We start from the raw sequence: 17218 nt of genomic DNA on the forward strand, positions 1-17218 counted from the left end.
AGCGCGGAAGCGAGGTGGTGACGTGACAGGCTGGCAGTTCTGGGTCGACCGGGGCGGCACCTTCACCGACATCGTCGCGCGGCGCCCGGACGGACGGCTGCTGATCCACAAGCTGCTGTCCGACAACCCGGCTCGCTACCCCGACGCGGCCGTGGCGGGCGTGCGCGAACTGCTGTCCGGCTCCGCGGACCCCGTCGACGCGGTGCGCATGGGGACCACGGTCGCCACCAACGCCCTGCTGGAACGCAAGGGCGAACGCACCCTGCTGGTCATCACCCGTGGCTTCCGCGACGCCCTGCGCATCGCCTACCAGAACCGCCCCCACATCTTCGCCCGGCGCATCGAACTCCCCGAACTCCTCTACGAGCGGGTCGTCGAGGTCGACGAGCGCGTCGCCCCGGACGGCACCGTCCTGACCGCCCCCGACCTCGACGCCCTCGCCGATCCGCTCCGCCGGGCCCACGACGACGGCATCCGCGCCGTCGCCGTGGTCTGCGTGCACAGCCACCTCCATCCCGGCCACGAACGGGCCGTCGGGGAGCTGGCCGCCCGCGTCGGATTCCCGCAGATCTCGCTGTCCAGCGAGGTCAGCCCGCTGATGAAACTGGTTCCCCGCGGGGACACCGCGGTCGTCGACGCCTATCTGTCGCCGGTGCTGCGCCGCTACGTGCAGCGCGTCGCCGACGAGCTCCACGGCGTGCGGCTGATGTTCATGCAGTCCAACGGAGGACTCGCCGAAGCCGGCCAGTTCCGTGGCAAGGACGCGATCCTGTCCGGGCCCGCGGGCGGCATCGCCGGCATGGCCCGCATGTCGCAGCTCGCCGGCTTCGACCGCGTCATCGGCTTCGACATGGGCGGTACCTCCACCGACGTGTCCCACTTCACCGGCGAGTACGAACGCGTCTTCACCACGCAGATCGCCGGTGTCCGGCTCCGGGCACCCATGCTCGACATCCACACCGTCGCGGCCGGCGGCGGCTCGATCCTCCACTTCGACGGCTCCCGCTACCGCGTAGGGCCGGACTCGGCGGGCGCGGACCCGGGCCCCGCCTGCTACCGCGCGGGCGGCCCGCTCACCGTCACCGACGCCAACGTCATGCTCGGCCGGATCCAGCCCGGCCACTTCCCCCAGGTGTTCGGTCCCGACGGCGACCAGCCCCTGGACGCGTCGCTCGTCCGGGACGGCTTCACCGCCCTCGCGCGCGAGATCCGGCAGCGCACCGGCGACGACCGCACCGCCGAACAGGTCGCCGAGGGCTACCTGCACATCGCCGTCACCAACATCGCCAACGCGGTCAAGCGGATCTCCGTGCAGAAGGGCCACGACGTCACCCGCTACGCCCTGACCACCTTCGGCGGCGCCGGCGGACAGCACGCGTGCGCAGTGGCCGACCTGCTCGGCATCCGGACCGTGCTCGTACCCCCCATGGCCGGTGTCCTGTCCGCGCTCGGTATCGGCCTGGCGGACACCACCGCCATGCGGGAACAGTCCGTCGAGGCAACCCTGGAGCCCGCCGCCATGCCCGGCGTCACCAGGACGGCCGACGACCTGGAGGCCGCGGCCCGCGCCGAACTCCTCGCGGAGGACGTCCCCGAGGACCGCGTCGAGGTCACCCGCCGCGCCCAGCTCCGCTACGACGGCACCGACACCACCATCACCGTCGAGCTCACCGAGCCCGACACCATGAGGCACGCCTTCGAAGAACGTCATCGCGCCACGTACTCCTTCACGCTCGACCGCCCGGTCGTCGTCGAAGCCCTCTCCGTGGAAGCCACCGGCATCACCGAACCCCCCGATCTCTCCGCCCTCGCCCCCTACGAGGCCACCCGCGAGGGCGGCCCCGCCGCCCCGCACACCGTCCGCCTCCACACCGGCGGCACCTGGCGCGAGGTCCCCCTGCACCGCCGCGAGGACCTGCCCCCCGGCGACACCGTCACCGGTCCGGCGGTCATCACCGAGCCCGGTGCGACGACCGTCGTCGACGACGGCTGGCGGGCCGCGGCGTCCGGCGACGGGCATCTGGTCATGGAACGCGCGGCGATCACACAGAGTTCCGAACTCGGCACACAAGCCGACCCCGTCCTGCTCGAAGTCTTCAACAACCTCTTCATGTCCATCGCCGAGCAGATGGGCGCCCGACTCGCCTCCACGGCCCAGTCCGTCAACATCAAAGAACGCCTGGACTTCTCCTGCGCCCTGTTCGACCCGGACGGGAACCTGGTGGCCAACGCCCCGCACATCCCCGTTCACCTGGGTTCGATGGGCACCAGCGTCAAGGAGGTCATCCGGCGCCGCGGCACCCGGATGCGGCCGGGGGACACGTACGCCGTCAACGACCCGTACCACGGCGGCACCCACCTCCCCGACGTCACCGTGATCACCCCGGTCTTCGACAGCGCCGGCACGTCGGACGACGACAGCCCGGCGGGCACCGAGAGTGACCGGATCCTGTTCTACGTCGCCTCCCGCGGCCACCACGCGGAGATCGGCGGCATCGCCCCGGGCTCCATGCCCGCGGGCAGCCGCACCATCGAGGAGGAGGGCATCCTCTTCGACAACTGGCTGCTCGCCGAGAACGGCCGCTTCCGTGAGCAGGAGACCCGTCGCCTGCTCACCCGGGCGCCCCACCCCTCGCGCAGTCCGGACACCAACCTGGCCGACCTGCGCGCCCAGATCGCCGCCAACCAGAAGGGCGTCGACGAAGTCACCCGCATGACCGAGGACTTCGGCCTCGACGTCGTCCAGGCGTACATGCGGCACGTCCAGGACAACGCCGAGGAAGCCGTCCGCCGGGTCATCGACGCCCTTGACGACGGTGAGTACGCCTACGAGACCGACTCGGGCGCCGTCATCCGGGTACGCGTGCGTGTGGACCGTGACGAGCGCCGCGCGACCGTCGACTTCACCGGCACGTCACCCCAGCTGGCCGGCAACTTCAACGCCCCCTACTCGGTGGTCAACGCGGCCGTCCTGTACGTCTTCCGCACCCTGGTCGCCGACGACATCCCGCTGAACGACGGCTGCCTGCGTCCGATCCGCATCATCGTGCCGCCGGGTTCGATGCTCTCGCCCGAGCCGCCCGCCGCGGTCGTCGCGGGCAACGTGGAGACCTCCCAGGCCGTCACCGGAGCCCTGTACGCCGCGCTCGGCGTGCAGGCGGAGGGCTCCGGAACGATGAACAACGTCACCTTCGGCAACGAACACCACCAGTACTACGAGACCGTCGCCTCCGGTTCCGGCGCGGGCGACGGCTTTCCCGGCGCGAGCGTCGTCCAGACCCACATGACCAACTCCCGGCTCACCGACCCCGAGGTCCTGGAGTGGCGCCTGCCCGTCCGGCTGGAGGAGTTCTCCGTCCGGCACGGCAGCGGAGGCGCGGGGCGGTGGCGGGGCGGCGACGGCGCGATCCGCCGCATCCGGTTCCACGAGCCGATGACCGTCTCCACGCTCTCGCAGCACCGCAGGGTGCCCCCGTACGGCATGGCGGGCGGCGAGCCCGGCGCCCTGGGCGCGAACCGCGTCGAACGCGCGGACGGCACGATCACCGCGCTCGGCGGAAGTGACACCACGGACGTCGGCCCCGGTGACGTCCTCGTCGTCCAGACCCCCGGCGGCGGAGGCTACGGACCCCCGCCCCACGACCCCCCCCCATCAAGCAGGAGAAGAGATCGATGATCTTCGGGCGTACTGAGCGCGGCAAGCCCCCGGTGGAGCCGGTCACGCTCAAGATCCTGGTGGCCGGCGGCTTCGGGGTGGGCAAGACGACCCTCGTCGGCGCGGTCAGCGAGATCAGGCCGCTGCGCACCGAGGAACTGCTCACCGAGGCCGGGCGCCCGGTCGACGACACCAGCGGTGTGGAAGGCAAGCACACCACCACGGTGGCCATGGACTTCGGCCGCATCACGCTGCGCGAGGACCTCGTGCTGTACCTCTTCGGCACGCCCGGCCAGGAGCGGTTCTGGTTCATGTGGGACGAGCTCTCGGAGGGCGCGCTCGGCGCCGTCGTGCTCGCCGACACCCGCCGTCTGGGGGACAGTTTCGCCGCCGTCGACTACTTCGAGCGCCGCTCCATCCCGTTCGTCGTCGGCGTCAACTGCTTCGAAGGGTCGGCCCGCCACCCGGCGGAGGAGGTGCGCCAGGCCCTCGACCTCGACGACGGCGTACCGCTGCTGCTGTGCGACGCGCGTGACCGGGAGTCGGTCAAGGAGGTCCTCATCGGTGTCGTCCGGCATGCCATGGCCCACGCGGCGGACCGCCGCCAGGCCGTCACGACCTGACGCACCCCCGTCGCCCGTACCCCCGCCGACGGGGGTACGGGCAAGGGGCCACCAGGCCGCCGAGGACAGCGCACGCGCGCGTGGGTGTGCCTAGTCGTCGCCGTCCCGCACCCAGCCGAAGCTCTTCTCCACCGCGTTGCGCCAGTTGCGGTACTCACGGTCGCGCACCGACGCCTCCATGGCCGGCCTCCACTCCGCGTCCTTCTCCCAGTGCGTCTTGAGCTCGTCGAGGTCGCTCCAGACACCCGTGGCGAGCCCGGCCGCGTAGGCGGCGCCCAGGCAGGTCGTCTCGGACACCTTGGGACGGATCACGGGGACGTCGAGCACGTCCGCCTGGTGCTGCATCAGCAGGTTGTTCTTGGTCATGCCGCCGTCCACCTTCAGGGTGGTGATGTGCACGCCCGAGTCCTGGTACATGGCGTCCACGACCTCGCGGGTCTGCCAGCTCGTCGCCTCCAGCACCGCTCGCGCGAGATGCGCCTTGGTGACGTACCGGGTCAGCCCGGCGACGACCCCGCGCGCGTCGGAGCGCCAGTACGGCGCGAACAGTCCCGAGAACGCGGGCACGATGTACGCCCCGCCGTTGTCCTCGACGCTCGCCGCGAGTGTCTCGATCTCGTCGGCGGTACGGATGATGCCGAGCTGATCGCGGAACCACTGCACGAGCGCGCCCGTTATCGCGATCGCCCCCTCCAGGCAGTACACCGGCGCCTCGTCGCCGATCTTGTAGCCCATCGTCGTCAACAGCCCGCTCTTGGACTGCACCGGCCGGTGGCCGGTGTTGAGCAGCAGGAAACTGCCCGTGCCGTACGTGTTCTTCGCCGACCCCACGTCGTAGCAGGCCTGCCCGAACACGGCTGCCTGTTGGTCGCCCAGCGCGGACGCCACGGGCACGCCCGCGAGCTGGCCCACGGCCGCCCCGTACACCTCGGCCGAGGACCGGATCTCGGGCAGCACGGACTCGGGCACGTTCATCGCGGAGAGGATGGAGGGGTCCCATCGAAGGGTCTCCAGGTTCATCAGCATGGTGCGCCCGGCGTTGGTGACATCGGTGACGTGACGGCCGCCGTCGGTGCCTCCGGTGAGGTTCCAGATCAGCCAGGAGTCGATCGTCCCGAAGGCGATCTCACCGTGTTCGGCCCGGGTTCTGAGGCCGGGCACGTTGTCGAGCAGCCAGGCCGCCTTGGGCCCGGAGAAATAACTGGCCAGCGGCAGTCCCGTCTGCTCGCGGAACCGGTCCTGGCCGTCCGGGCCGCCCAGTTCGCTGCACAACGCGGCGGTGCGGGTGTCCTGCCAGACGATGGCGTTGTGCACGGGCTTTCCCGTCGAGCGGTCCCAGAGCACCGTCGTCTCGCGCTGGTTGGTGATGCCGAGGGCGCTCAGCTGTTCGGCACGGAGTCCGGCCTTGGCGATCGCTCCGGCGACCACGGCCTGCACCTTGGACCAGATCTCGGTCGCGTCGTGCTCGACCCAGCCGGGCTTGGGAAAGATCTGCCGGTGCTCGCGCTGGTCCACGGCGACGATCGCGCCGTTCCGGTCGAAGATCATGCAGCGGCTCGACGTGGTGCCCTGGTCGATCGCGGCCACGTACTTCTCGGCGTTGTCGGTCATGGCGTCCCCTTGGGGTCGGTTCAGAAGGCTGTGTTGCGCAGGAGACGGGAGAGGAGACGGAAGGGGAGGCGGGAGGAAGCTCCCCCGGCGAGTGGCCCCGTGGCGGGGATCCGGGCGAGGTGCCGGTCGGAGGCGCCCCGGACCTGCGGGACGGCGCAGAGGACGCCCGGCGGGGGCGTGGGCTCGATGATCTCGCCGACGACGATGTCTCCGTTGCTCATGGCGGCTCCTAGGCCGTGGACGGGGCCGGGCCCCGGTCCGCCGTGCAGGGTGCGTCGCGATTGCTCCCGTGCCGATCAGCAGGAGCCGGATGGGGGTCCCGCGCCCCGCCCGGCGTCCGGGACGAGCGTGCCGTCGCAGCCGAACCGGCCGGGGGCGTGGGGCCTCGGCTCGGAAGCCCGCACGGCGCAGTGCCGGAATATGCCAATTATGTACGGTGATGTCGGCTGACAACCGGAAGTGTTCACCGGCGCTCAGGAAGCGTCAAGGTCGCTGACGGAAGCGCGTGGCACCCCGGCACGGTCCCGTCGTGCCCGCTCAGCCCCTGCCGGGCTCCCCCACGGCGCACCCGGCCCCGCTCGGTGCCGCCGCGTGGCCACGCCTGATCTGGTGCCCGGGCAGGCCCGCGTGGCCCAGCACCCAGCTCGCCCCGCCCAGCGCCTTCGCGGCCTTCTTCAGGGGCGCCAGGCAGGCCGCCGCTTCCCGGTGGTCCGTCACGCTGCCCGGCGGGCACACCACGGTGGCCAGGGACAGCGTCACCGGCAGCCCGCCGGCCGACCACGGCATGTCCAGGACGGACGCGGCCAGCGGATCCAGCCCGTCCGGCTCCGCGAGCACCAGGAAGTCGTCCCCGCCGATGTGCCCCACGCGCGTGCTCCCGGACGCCGTGCGCTGCAGTGCCCGCCCCACCGACCGGATCAGCTCGTCACCGGCCGCGAACCCGGCCCCGTCGTTCACCTGTTTGAAGTGGTCGACGTCCAGCCAGCTCAGCGCGAAGGGCCGGCCCTCGGCGATCCGCCGGTCCACCTCACCGGTGATCGTGTCCGACCCGGGCAGCCGCGTCAGCGGATTGAGTCCCGCGGCCTCCTCGACGCGGGTCTCGGCCAGCGCCCGCACGAGGTCGGCCAGCCGGACGACGCCCACGCACCGCCCGCAGGCGTCGACGACGGCCACATCGTCCGACGTACGGTCGCGCCCGCCGTCCGCCACCACCTCCAGCACCTCCCACGCGGTGGCGTCGACGCCCACCGTGCGCGGCGGATCGCCCAGCTTCGCGGCGGGCCGGTCGGCGTACAGGGCGTGCCCGTAGCGGCCAGACATGGACAGCAGGAAACGCGATCGGTGCACGGACCGCACCGGCACCCCGTCCCGGTCCACGAGCAGCACACCGGACACGTCCGGCGACCCCGTCAGCAGGGCGCGCACCTGGGCCGCCGACGCGTTCGCGGGCAGCAGCGCGGCCGGCCGCACGAACTCCCGCACCAGCGGTCCCGTCGGCGAGGGCGCCTCCATCTCGGGGGAGCGGGGCGGAACGTACACGTCCGCCGCCGGCAGCCTCGCCGGCGGCGCGAACAGCTCCCCCTGCGCCAGTTGCGCCCCGGCCGACAACGCCGTCGCGAACTGTTGTTCGGTCTCCACGCCCTCCACGCACAGCAGCGCCCGCAGTTCGTCGCACAGCGTCCGCATGGCCCGTACCGCGGCGGGGCGGGCCAGCAGCGACGCGTCGAGTTTGACGAGGTCGGGGCCGAGATCCGTGAGCAACCGCAGGGGCACGTCACCGTCCCCGACGCCGTCGGCGCTGATCCGGAAGCCCTGCTCCCGCAACGCGGCCACCGCCTCCAGCAGCGGCTGCTGCGGCACGTGCGTGTACGGCGGACCGACGTCGATCGTCACCTCCCACGGCATACGACCGGCCGCGCGCACGGCGCCGTGCAGCGAGTTCAGGCCGCCGAGGTCCGCCAGCGTCCCGGCGAAGACGTTGACGTGCAGCGGCAGCAGCGACTCCTTGCGCACCGCCGCGCGGACCGCCAGGACGGCGAGCCGCCCGTCGAGTTCCGGATCCCGGCGCGCCTCGGCCAGGATGTCACCGGCCTCCGGGCGGGCCAGGATCTCCAGTGCCGCGATCCCGCCGGTCGACAGGTTGACCACCGGCTGGAAGGCGAAGCGGAGAGTGTCCGACCAGGAGCGCACACGATCATGATTGCGCCCGCGCGGAGCGCAGAGGCCCAGTTCATGAGACGTTCACGCAGGATTCCGGGTCGATCACACAGCGTACGAACAGCCTGTGCGGAACCTGTGCGACGCGCTTTGTGTTCTGGTTCTTCTGTGACTCCCGAAGTCGTGTATAACGCCCCAAAGGGGCACTGGCGACTTCCGCCCGCCGCACAGCCGGTGCCGTGGACAGGTCGTACACCCGGGCGAGCACACGTGCGCGGCGATCTCCCGTCGGCGATCGGATACAGTCCGCCGCGTGTTCGAAACTCAGCCCCCTGTACCCAACTCCGCGCCGGGCTCACACTGTTCGAGTTGTGGATCGTCCTACGAAGAGGGCGTCTCCAGCTGGCCCCGCACCTGCCCGGCCTGCGGTGCCGTCGCCTACCGCAATCCGCTGCCGGTCGCGGTCGCGCTCCAGCCGGTGTACGACACCGAGGGCACCGCTCTGGTCGTCATCACCCGGACCGTAACCCCCGCGCGCGGGGGCGTCGCCTTGCCCGGCGGGTACATCGACCACCGCGAGGACTGGCGGCAGGCACTCGTCCGCGAGCTCAAGGAGGAGACCGGCATCGAGGCGGCGAGCCGCGACGTCCGGCTCGTCGACGCGATGAGCTCGCCCGACGGCCATCTGCTGCTGTTCGGCGCCCTCCCGGAACGCCCCGCCGACCGCCTCCCCGAGCCCAGCGCCACGGACGAGACGGAGGGCTGGCACCTCCTGCGCAGGCCCGGGGAACTCGCCTTCCCGCTGCACACCCTCGCCGTGCGGGCCTGGTTCGACGGCCGGTACGTCTGAGTCAGTGCTCCCCGAGCCCGCGCACCCGCACCGGACGGGGCGGCTCACCGCCGCTCCCTCCCTCCCGCTCCACGACCACCCGCGAGCCCTCCCGGCGCGTGACGTACCGCTCGATCTCGGGCTCCTCCCAGCCGTCTCCCGAGTCCGGCACCACCAGCCCGGCCCCGGTCCGCCCCCCGGCGGGAGCCCACACCTCCAACTCCACCCCGCCGTCCGCGCCGCGCGTCGGAATCACGGCACCCGCGCGCGCGAGCACCGGAACCCGCGACCACGGGGCGTCGACAACGATCTGCCCCGGACCTTCGTAGGCCTGTTCCGTGGCCGTGTCGTACCAGAGCCCGCGCGGCAGCTGCACCGCCCGCCGGTCGGTACCCGGGTCGAGCACGGGCGCCACGAGCAGGCAGTCGCCCAGCAGGAAGGCGTCCTCGCAGTCACGCAGCGCCCGGTCCTCGGGCGAGCCCCACCACACCGGCCGCACATAGGGCGCGCCCGTCCGGCGGGCCAGGTGCGCCAGCGTCAGGAAGTACGGCAGCAGCCGCCGGCGCTCGACGAGCGCCACGCGCGCGTGCTCCAGCACCTCGGCACCGAACTCCCACGGCTCCCTGCGCCCCGCCCGCAGACTCGCATGCGTGCGGAACAGCGGCAGGAACGAGGCGAGCTGGAACCAGCGCAGATAGAGCTCCGGCGAGGGGCTCCCGTCGAAGCCGCCCACGTCCGGGCCGGAGTACGGCACGCCGCACAGCCCCAGTCCCATGACCAGTGACAGCGACGCCCGCAGGCCGGGCCAGCCGGTGGCCACGTCACCGGACCAGGTGCCGCCGTAGCGCTGCATGCCGGCCCAGCCGGACCGTGAGAACACGAACGGCCGCTGCCGCGGTGTCAGCTCGCGGAGCCCCTCGTAGCCCGCCCTGGCCATGCAGAGCGCGTACACGTTGTGCGCCTCCCGGTGGTCGCCGCCGCGCCCCTCCAGACCGTGCCGGGCCGAACGCGGCAGCGTCGGCTCCCCGAACGCGGCGAACGACGTCGGCTCGTTCATGTCGTGCCAGAACCCCGAGAACCCCTGGGCCAGCCGTTCCTCGTAGAGAGTGCCCCACCACGTGCGCACGCTCGCGTGCGTGAAGTCCGGGTACACCACCTCCCCGGGCCACACCACGCCGCGTACCGGCCGTCCCGAGGTGTCCCGGACGAAGGCGTCGTGTGCCGTCCCGCTGTCGTACACCGCGTTGCCCGGCTCGGCCTTCACCGCGGGGTCCACGATCGACACCAGCCGGATCCCGTCGCCCCGCAGGTCCTCGGCGAGCGCCCGCAGCTTCGGGAACCGCTCCTGATCCACCGTGAACACCTGGTGCGCGTCCAGGTGGTCGATGTCCAGGTGCACTGCGTCCAGCGGCAGACCGTGCTCGCGATACCCCGCGACGATCCGCCGGACCTCCTGCTCACTGCCGAAGCCCCAGCGCGCGTGATGATGGCCGAGCGCCCACGCCGGGGGCAGCGCCGGCGACCCGGTCAGCGCGGCCCAGGTGTGCAGCACGCGCGCGGGGGAGCCCACGATCACCCAGCACCGCAGCGGACCACCCTCCATGCGCGTCTCGCACGTCCCCGCCCGGTCGTGTCCGGAACCCGCCCCCTCCTCGCCTTCCCGGAGCGCCACCGTGCCGTCCCACGAGGAGTCGTGGAACACCAGATGCGTGCCCGCGTCGGCCACCACCAGCTGCACCGGCATGGTGATGTACAGCGGATCGTCACCGGGCACGAAGGCACGTCCCTGGTCGGTGTTCCACAGCCGGTAGGTGCCGTCCCGCAGCCGAGGCCCCGACGACCGCCCGCCCAGCCCGAAGAACCGCGCGTCCGCCGGCACCTCGGACCGCTGCAGCCAGCGCGCCGGGCCGCCCTCCACCGGCTCCCACCATCGCGGCGGCAGATCACGCCGCAGCGTCACGCCCCCCGGGGTACGCACCTCGACAGCCCCGTTCCGTGACACCACGACCGTCATCCGCTCCGCGACGACCCGCCAGCCGCCGTCCTTGTCCGGCTCCAGCACGGCCCGGGGGTCGGGCTCCGGGCAGGGGCCCGCGAGCGCGTACGACGGCTCGGGCCCGGCCCCGTCCCAGCCCCAGAAGACGGCGCCGTTCACCGCGACGGTGATCCGCAGCGCGGACCGGCCGAACCGCAGAACCCCGCCCCCCGGGCCGGGCGTCACCTCCCGGACCTGTCCAGGAACCCGCGCGCGTTCGGCCCCGCGCGCGGGCAGGCCGGCGGCGTCCGCACGGCGCCTGCGCCATGCCGCGCGAACGGTACGCAACCTCTGAGCTGCCCCCACGAGACCGACCGTCTTCACCGAATGCACCAGGTCACGACCGTCCATGCCGCTCACCCTGCCATCGACCGGCGTACGCGCGTGAGTCGTTCAACTGCCGTTCACCCGTGTCGGGACCACATCTTCACGACACGGACTATGTGGGTGGCACCCTGGTGTGTCAGTCGATCACATGGCATCGTCCGTATCAGCCGCGCACGCGCACACCCCAGCCCGTGCGCGAGTCACGCACACGACGCGCACAGTCCGGGAGCCGCCCATGTCGACCGAGAACCCGCAGCCGCTCTGGCAGCCAGATCCGGACCGCATCGCCCAGGCGCAGATCACCGCGTTCCGGGCCTGGGCGGCCGAGCACCACGGTGCCCCGGCCGAAGGCGGTTACGCCGCGCTGCACCGCTGGTCCGTGGACGAGCTGGAGACGTTCTGGGCAGCCGTCACGCAGTGGTTCGACGTCAAGTTCTCGACGCCCTACGCGCGCGTGCTGGCCGACCGGTCGATGCCCGGCGCCCAGTGGTTCCCCGGCGCGACCCTGAACTACGCCGAACACGCACTGCGCGCAGCCGCGACCCGCCCGGACGCGCCGGCCCTCCTGTGCGTCGACGAGTCCCACGCGCCACGCCCGGTCACCTGGTCCGGCCTCCGCCGCCAGGTCGGCTCCCTCGCCGCCGAACTGCGCGCCCTCGGCGTACGCCCCGGCGACCGCGTCAGCGGCTACCTCCCGAACATCCCCGAGGCCGTCGTCGCGCTCCTCGCCACGGCCGCCGTGGGGGGCGTCTGGACCTCCTGCGCCCCCGACTTCGGCGCCCGCAGCGTCCTCGACCGCTTCCAGCAGGTCGAACCCGTCGTCCTGTTCACGGTCGACGGTTACCGCTACGGCGGCAAGGAACACGACCGCCGCGGCGTCGTCGCCGAACTCCGCCGTGAACTGCCCACCCTGCGCGCGGTCGTCCACATCCCGCTCCTCGGCTCGCAGACGCCCGAGGGCGCCGTGGAGTGGTCGACCCTGACCGGCGCGGATACCGAACCCGTGTTCGAACAAGTGCCCTTCGGGCATCCCCTGTGGGTGCTGTACTCCTCCGGCACGACCGGCCTGCCCAAGGCCATCGTCCAGTCCCAGGGCGGCATCCTCGTCGAACACCTCAAGCAACTCGGCCTGCACTGCGACCTGGGCCCGGACGACCGCTTCTTCTGGTACACCTCCACCGGCTGGATGATGTGGAACTTCCTCGTCTCCGGCCTCCTGACCGGCACCACGATCGTCCTGTACGACGGCAGCCCCGGCCATCCCGACACCGGCGCCCAATGGCGGGTCGCCGAACGCACGGGAGCCACCTTCTACGGCACCTCCGCCGCGTACGTCATGGCGTGCCGCAAGGCGGACGTCCACCCAGGACGGGACCACGACCTCTCGCGCGTGCGATGCGTGGCCACCACCGGCTCCCCCCTCCCGCCCGACGGCTTCCGCTGGCTGCACGACAAGGTCCGCGCCGACCTGTGGATCGCCTCCGTCAGCGGCGGCACGGACGTGTGCTCCTGCTTCGCCGGAGCCGTACCGACCCTGCCCGTCCACATCGGCGAACTCCAGGCCCCGGGCCTCGGCACCGACCTGCAGTCCTGGGACCCCAGCGGCAACCCGCTGACCGACGAGGTCGGCGAACTCGTGGTCACCAACCCCATGCCGTCCATGCCGATCTACTTCTGGAACGACCCCGACGGCAGCCGCTACCACGACAGCTACTTCGACACCTACCCCGGCGTCTGGCGCCACGGCGACTGGATCACCGTGACCTCCCAGGGCTCCGTCATCGTCCACGGCCGTTCCGACTCCACACTCAACCGGCAGGGCGTGCGCATGGGCTCCGCCGACATCTACGAAGCCGTGGAACGCCTCCCCGAGATCAGGGAATCCCTCGTCATCGGCATCGAACAACCGGACGGCGGCTACTGGATGCCCCTCTTCGTCCACCTGGCCCCCGGAGCCGCCCTCGACGAGACCCTCCTCAACCGCATCAAGCAGACGATCCGCGAGCAGCTCTCACCACGCCACATCCCCGACGAGATCATCGAAGTGCCCGGCATCCCGCACACCCTCACCGGCAAGCGCATCGAGGTGCCCGTCAAACGCCTGCTCCAGGGCACTCCGCTGCAGGAGGCGGTCAACCCGGGGTCGATCGACAACCTGGACCTGCTCGCCTTCTACGAGGACCTCGCCCGCAAGCGCACCTGACCCCGCACCCGCAGCCGGCTTCGGGCTCACCGACCGCGACGTCGGCGTCCGCAGCCGCTGCTTCCATCCGGACCGCCATGACCTGCGGTTTCCCCAGCTCGTCGACCGGTTCGGCCCTCACTGTCAGTGCGGTCGGTTACTGTGAGTGAGCATTGATCGACTGCGCACAGGGGGAAACATGGCGCACACCGACCGCCGGACCATGCGACGCGTCCTGCACCAGGAGATCGCCGGCACGCTCGGCCTGCTCACGGACGCATACGACTTCCGAGCCATGCGGCGCTACCGCAGCTTCACGTTCGACGACCACGAAACCTACTTGCGGCAGGTGGAAGGCCTTCTCAAAGCCCGTGCCGCCCAGGGCGGCCACACCACTGTCGCCCTCTTCGACCCACGGGAGTACGCCGACTTCTGCCAGGACAAGGGCCTCGACCCCGACCTCCCCATGAGCCGCGCACGCTTCACAGCCGAACTGGCCGCCTCCGGCCCCACGGTTCCCTACGAGGGGCAGAAGCTCTCCGACCTGGTCCCGGTCCTCGTGGACGAGGCAGTACGACGGGCGACCTGGGAGTACGCCTCCACACTTCTGGCCCGCGTCGGCACCTGCGCGACCTGCGGCGAGGACATCGGCCGCGCGGCCTTCGCCCGCGCCTCGGACCTCCTCGTCCGCATCGTCGAAACAGCGCCGCCCGGCGACCGGCATCTCGTCTGCAGCGTCACCGCCACGCCGGAAACCCTCGTCGCGGCCCTCCACGCGGACCAGGACACGGACGGCACCACGCAACTCGACGAGGCGGAAGCCCTCGAATTCACCACCGTCCTGGCCCTGGGCATCGCGACCAGGAGGCCGGGCGGCCTGGTCATGCGCACCACCGCCCCCGGCACCGCGGACCGCGTCTACGGCTGGCGCCTGCGCGGAGACGGCCTCGAACCCCTGACCGCGGGGGAGGTCTTCGACGCCTACTGCACCGACGTCGAATCGGGCGACCTCATCTCCCCGGAGTCCGGCGTCGACTACACCACCCCGCCCGACCTGGGCGGGGACGCAAGGGCCGGAGGGGCAGGGCCGGCAGGAGAGGAAGGAGGGGAGGGGCCGGCCACGGGTCATCGCCACTGAGCATCCGCCCCGGACACGGACGGGGCGCCCCACCCGCACGTGGAGCGCCCCGCCACAACAGCCGTCCCCGGCTCGGTCGGCCTACTCGCCGGACAGCACGGCCTGAGCCGCCCTGCGCGCCTCGTCGGCGGTGTCGGCGGCCCGCGCGGCCGCCGCCGCCCGCTCGCACTGCGCGAGCGTGTGCTTCGCCAGCGTCGCCCGGACGTGAGGAATCGACGCCGCACCCATGGACAGGGAGGTGACACCCAGACCGGTCAGCACGCACGCCAGCAGCGGGTCGGACGCGGCCTCACCGCAGACACCACAGCTCTTGCCCTCGGCCTTCGCCGCCTCGGCGGACAGCGCGACCAGGTCGAGCAGCGCGGGCTGCCACGGGTCCTGGAGCCGTGACACCGCACCCACCTGACGGTCGGCGGCGAACGTGTACTGCGCCAAGTCGTTCGTCCCCAGCGACAGGAACTCGACCTCCTGAAGGATCGAACGCGCCCGAAGCGCAGCCGACGGAACCTCCACCATCGCGCCGAACTTCGCCTCCAGCCCGGCCTCCCGGCACGCGTCCGCGAACGCCTTCGCGTCGATGCGGTCCGCCACCATCGGGGCCATCACCTCGAGGTAGACCGGCAGGCCCTCGGCCGCCTTCGCCAGCGCGGTCAGCTGCGTGCGCAGCACCTCGGGGTGATCCAAGAGCGTCCGCAGCCCACGCACACCCAGGGCAGGGTTCGGCTCGTCGGCCGGCGTCAGGAAGTCCAGCGGCTTGTCAGCACCGGCGTCCAGCACCCGCACGACGACCCGGCCTTCGGGGAACGCTTCCAGCACCCGGCGGTAGGCGTCGACCTGCGTCTCCTCGGCGGGAGCCTGCTTGTCGTCGTCCAGGAACAGGAACTCCGTCCGGAACAGACCGACACCCTCGGCGCCGGCCTCGACCGCGGCCGCCACGTCGGCGGGACCACCGATGTTGGCGAGCAGCGGCACCTTGTGACCGTCGGAGGTGGCCCCGGGACCGGTCGACGCGGCCAGCGCGGCCTTGCGCTGCGCCGCAGCCGCCTCCAGCTGCGCCTTCTTCTCGTCGCTCGGACGCACGAAGATCTCTCCGGTGCTGCCGTCCACCGCGATCATCGTGCCCTCGGCCAGCTCACCGACGCCCGGCAGGGCCACCACGGCCGGCACGCCCAGCGCGCGGGCGAGGATCGCGCTGTGACTGGTCGGCCCACCTTCCTCGGTGACGAAGCCAAGGACCAGGGTGGGGTCCAGCAGGGCCGTGTCGGCCGGCGCCAGATCGCGCGCGACCAGGACGTACGGCTCGTCGCTGTCCGGCACGCCCGGCATCGGCACACCGAGCAGACGTGCGACGATACGATTCCGCACGTCATCGAGGTCCGCCACCCGCCCGGCGAGGTACTCACCCGCACCCGCCAGCAGGTCCCGGTACGCCGCGAAAGCGTCGTAGACCGCGCGCTCGGCGGTACTGCCGACGGCGATCCGCCGCTCCACATCCGCCATCAGCTCGGGATCCTGGGCCATCATGGCCTGCGCCTCGAGCACCGCCTGGGCCTCGCCCCCCGCCAGATTGCCGCGCGCCATCAGGTCGGCCGCCACAGCCTCCACGGCCTGACGGGCGCGCGCCTGCTCGCGCTGCGCCTCCTCGGCCGGGATCTGCTTGACGGGCGGTTCCAGCACCGCCGTCCCCATGTGCCGAACCTCGCCGATCGCCACACCGTGGCTCACGCCGACGCCTCGCAGCGTTGTCTCCATCTCACCCGTCTCCGATAGTGCGGCGGGTCCCGCCGCCGCGGTGGTCGTCCTACGCGCCGTCGTCAGAGCGACGGCCATGACATCACTTCCAGACGAAGAGACTGTCGCCCGCCTTGACGTCGCCGTCCTCGCGCAGTTCGGACAGAGCCTCGGCGGTGGCCTCCAGCGCCACGATCGGGCACACCGGCGACTTGCCGGCCGCTTCGACGGCGGTCGGGTCCCAGCGCACGATGCCCTGGCCGCGGGTCACCGTGTCCCCCTTGTTCACGAGCAGGTCGAAGCCTTCGCCGTTGAGCTGCACGGTGTCGATGCCGAGGTGGGTGAGTACGCCGTGTCCCTCCGCGTCCACGACGACGAAGGCGTGCGGGTGGAGCGAGACGATGACTCCGTCCACGGGTGCGACGGCCTCGGAAGGCTCGCGCACGGGGTCGATCGCGGTGCCCGGGCCGACCATGGCCCCGGAGAAGACCGGGTCCGGCACGGCGGCCAGTCCGACGGCGCGTCCGGCAAGCGGGGACATCACGGTGGTCATGGGAAGCCTCCCAGAGTGGAGATTCATATATGCGCCGTCACTGCCTGTCCCGGACGGCGCACTGTTCAGCAGGGTATGTCATGGGTAGTCCCGATTCTGTACGAGAACTCCCGCTAGAGGTCTAGACCACCACTACCTTAGTCGATTTGCACCCGCTCCGCGGCCCCGTGTACAGTCGAACTCCTGCCTGAGGGTGAGTGACGCGAATGAGCGTCGTCGCCTCGGCTGAATCGAACTCATCAGGTCCACATCTTGGCTCTCCTTCTGCATGTCCGCAGGAGGGTGGTCAGGGAGACGGAAAAACACTGATAGAGTTTGGAACACCGAAGGGAAGCCCGGAGGAAAGCCCGAGAGGGTGAGTACAAAGGAAGCGACCG

General features: G+C 71.7%; 10 protein-coding genes and 1 pseudogene. 5 read left to right on the top strand and 6 right to left on the bottom strand.

The genetic code is table 11. The features are described 5' to 3' along the window. The first annotated feature begins 22 nt into the window (after nucleotides 1-22). Together ACFF45_RS15505 and ACFF45_RS15510 are read left to right on the top strand one after the other, a co-directional pair. Nucleotides 23-3692, top strand: a pseudogene (locus ACFF45_RS15505) (hydantoinase B/oxoprolinase family protein). Then, nucleotides 3673-4278: a GTP-binding protein gene (locus ACFF45_RS15510; protein ID WP_381346612.1), complete on the top strand. Its 606-nt coding sequence runs from the start codon at nucleotides 3673-3675 to the stop codon at nucleotides 4276-4278. The pseudogene ACFF45_RS15505 and the gene ACFF45_RS15510 overlap by 20 nt, the downstream one beginning before the upstream one ends. Nucleotides 4279-4368: 90 nt before the next feature. Here ACFF45_RS15510 and glpK read toward each other — a convergent pair whose 3' ends face one another. From glpK to ACFF45_RS15525, 3 genes are all read right to left on the bottom strand, one after another. Next, nucleotides 4369-5889, bottom strand: coding sequence for a glycerol kinase GlpK (glpK, locus tag ACFF45_RS15515; protein ID WP_381346613.1), 1521 nt, complete (start codon nucleotides 5887-5889; stop codon nucleotides 4369-4371). A 20-nt stretch (nucleotides 5890-5909) separates the two neighbouring features. Next, the gene (locus ACFF45_RS15520) at nucleotides 5910-6110 is read right to left on the bottom strand and encodes a hypothetical protein (protein WP_381346614.1); all 201 of its coding nucleotides are present in this window, start codon (nucleotides 6108-6110) and stop codon (nucleotides 5910-5912) included. 316 nt (nucleotides 6111-6426) lie between these two features. Further along, complete coding sequence (locus ACFF45_RS15525) at nucleotides 6427-8079, bottom strand: GGDEF domain-containing protein (RefSeq protein WP_381346615.1); 1653 nt, start codon at nucleotides 8077-8079, stop codon at nucleotides 6427-6429. Between the two features lie 280 nt (nucleotides 8080-8359). Between ACFF45_RS15525 and ACFF45_RS15530 the strand changes: the two genes are divergently transcribed. Continuing rightward, nucleotides 8360-8896, top strand: a complete 537-nt coding sequence (locus ACFF45_RS15530) for an NUDIX domain-containing protein (RefSeq protein WP_381346616.1) — start codon at nucleotides 8360-8362, stop codon at nucleotides 8894-8896. A 1-nt stretch (nucleotide 8897) separates the two neighbouring features. On the opposite strand, the gene ACFF45_RS15535 is transcribed toward ACFF45_RS15530, so the two are convergent. After that, a complete protein-coding gene (locus ACFF45_RS15535; protein ID WP_381346617.1) occupies nucleotides 8898-11261 on the bottom strand; it encodes a glycoside hydrolase family 31 protein in 2364 nt (787 codons plus the stop codon). Nucleotides 11262-11472: 211 nt separating this feature from the next. Between ACFF45_RS15535 and ACFF45_RS15540 the strand changes: the two genes are divergently transcribed. After that, nucleotides 11473-13440 carry an acetoacetate--CoA ligase gene (locus ACFF45_RS15540; RefSeq protein WP_381346618.1) on the top strand — a complete coding sequence of 656 codons (1968 nt, stop codon included), beginning with the start codon at nucleotides 11473-11475 and terminating at the stop codon, nucleotides 13438-13440. Nucleotides 13441-13618: 178 nt separating this feature from the next. Beyond that, nucleotides 13619-14557, top strand: a complete 939-nt coding sequence (locus ACFF45_RS15545) for a DUF8829 domain-containing protein (RefSeq protein WP_381346619.1) — start codon at nucleotides 13619-13621, stop codon at nucleotides 14555-14557. Between the two features lie 81 nt (nucleotides 14558-14638). Here the strand turns inward: ACFF45_RS15545 and ptsP are convergent, their stop codons facing one another. Beyond that, nucleotides 14639-16309 (bottom strand): phosphoenolpyruvate--protein phosphotransferase, encoded by a 1671-nt coding sequence (gene ptsP, locus ACFF45_RS15550; protein WP_381346621.1) that lies wholly within the window; start codon nucleotides 16307-16309, stop codon nucleotides 14639-14641. 82 nt (nucleotides 16310-16391) lie between these two features. Continuing rightward, on the bottom strand, nucleotides 16392-16841 hold the full coding sequence (locus tag ACFF45_RS15555) for a PTS sugar transporter subunit IIA (protein WP_381346620.1): 450 nt from the start codon (nucleotides 16839-16841) through the stop codon (nucleotides 16392-16394). Between the last annotated feature and the right edge of the window lie 377 nt (nucleotides 16842-17218).

Source organism: Streptomyces cinereospinus (genome assembly GCF_042430725.1).
GTDB classification, from domain to species: domain Bacteria; phylum Actinomycetota; class Actinomycetes; order Streptomycetales; family Streptomycetaceae; genus Streptomyces; species Streptomyces cinereospinus.

Bases quoted from the DNA above. Each gene is read 5' to 3' on its own strand.
- ACFF45_RS15545 (WP_381346619.1), top strand. From the start codon at position 13,619: ATGGCGCACACCGACCGCCGGACCATGCGACGCGTCCTGCACCAGGAG.
- ACFF45_RS15555 (WP_381346620.1), bottom strand. From the start codon at position 16,841: ATGACCACCGTGATGTCCCCGCTTGCCGGACGCGCCGTCGGACTGGCC.
- ACFF45_RS15510 (WP_381346612.1), top strand. From the start codon at position 3,673: ATGATCTTCGGGCGTACTGAGCGCGGCAAGCCCCCGGTGGAGCCGGTC.
- ACFF45_RS15520 (WP_381346614.1), bottom strand. From the start codon at position 6,110: ATGAGCAACGGAGACATCGTCGTCGGCGAGATCATCGAGCCCACGCCC.
- ACFF45_RS15540 (WP_381346618.1), top strand. From the start codon at position 11,473: ATGTCGACCGAGAACCCGCAGCCGCTCTGGCAGCCAGATCCGGACCGC.
- ptsP (WP_381346621.1), bottom strand. From the start codon at position 16,309: ATGGAGACAACGCTGCGAGGCGTCGGCGTGAGCCACGGTGTGGCGATC.
- ACFF45_RS15535 (WP_381346617.1), bottom strand. From the start codon at position 11,261: ATGGACGGTCGTGACCTGGTGCATTCGGTGAAGACGGTCGGTCTCGTG.
- glpK (WP_381346613.1), bottom strand. From the start codon at position 5,889: ATGACCGACAACGCCGAGAAGTACGTGGCCGCGATCGACCAGGGCACC.